At 43.1% G+C, this 1,420-nt stretch carries 1 protein-coding gene; it reads left to right on the top strand.

What is annotated here, in order from left to right:
- Positions 1-153: 153 nt before the first annotated feature.
- Positions 154-1,420 (top strand): IS21 family transposase (gene istA / locus ACTNA4_RS16030; RefSeq protein ID WP_441031166.1); only part of this gene is annotated, 1,267 nt, incomplete at its 3' end.

Raw genomic sequence — 1,420 nt, 5'->3', positions numbered from 1 at the left:
TGCATATGGCGCGTCCCAACGGCCGGTTTTGCGGAGCAAAACGGCCGAAATGCGAAGCTGAACAGCCGTTAGGCTTTGATTGATACAGAAATCTCTAGGATAATATATTCATTCATCTATCAGATGAAAATATATTTCTTAGGAGGATGATGTATGCTGGACTACAAAAACATCATTATCAAACGTTATGCGCTTTCCATGTCAGGAAGTGAAATTGCCCGACAGCTTAGCGTAAGTAAATCAGGAGTCAATGACTTCCTCAGAGCATTTGAGAAGTGCGAAAACCTTTCTTATCCTTTGCCACCGGGTATCACTAACTACGGTATTGCTGAATTAGTGTATGGATCCATTCCCGGTTCCCCAGGTCGTAATGAATCCATTGAATACCCTGATTATGAGGAAGCGGCCAGACTTATGGCCACAAGGAAAAACATGACTCTCGTTTTTCTATGGAATCGCTACTCAAAAAAGTGTGCTGAAGAAGGCAAGCGTTTCTATCAGTACCGCCAGTACTGTGAGCTTTTTAACCGATGGTGTGAGGAAAACTATGAAACTGCGCATTTCGGTGCAGTTATTGCACAGAAGATGGAGGTCGATTTCGCTGGGCAGACATTTAACATGACCGATCCTCTTACCGGTGAGATTCTGACGATTGTTGTATTTGTGGCTATTCTTCCATACTCACAGTACATCTATGCCGAAGGGATGCTTTCGACAAGGGAACCGCAATGGATTGAGGTCAATAATCATGCTCTTGATTACTTTGGCGGTGTGCCGGCACTGGTTGTATGCGATAACTGCAAGCAGGCGGTAATCGTTAATCAAGACTGGATTGAACCCGAACTGAATAAGGATTACGCTGACTGGGCTGATCATTATGGAACTGTAATTCTTCCAGCCAAGGTCAGAAAGCCCAAATTTAAGAGTTCAGTAGAAAACGCGGTAGGTATTCTTGAGAAAGGTCTCTTCCATAAACTTGAAGAACAACAGTATTTTTCGCTGGATCAGTTCAACAAAGATCTTTGGAAGGAACTGGAAGCTCTCAATAAGGAGCCGTTTAAAAAGAAAGAACATAATAGATACTACTATTGGGAAGAGGAGAAACTTGAATTGATGCCGCTCCCCTCCATGCATTACGAGTACATGGAGAGAAAAACGGCAAAGGTATCAAGCGACTTCCACGTACGCTTTGACAATGCTTATTATAGCGTAGACAAAGCATTTTTGCACAAGAAAGTATCTATCAAGGCATCTTCTTCTGTTGTTCGCATTTATTCCCTTGCAGGCGAGTTCCTTTATGAATGGCCGAGAGCAACCCGTAAGGGTCAGTGGTCAACGGATCCAGAACATCTGCCTGAGAATTATAAAGGATTTACACAGTGGAACGGACCTTATTTCATTCAAAAGGCTTCTCTTGTTG

The organism is Bariatricus sp. HCP28S3_A7, assembly GCF_052066375.1.
GTDB lineage: Bacteria > Bacillota > Clostridia > Lachnospirales > Lachnospiraceae > Allocoprococcus.
The sequence above is the reverse complement of the archived record's forward strand: the minus strand, read 5'-3'. Positions and strand labels throughout refer to the sequence as shown.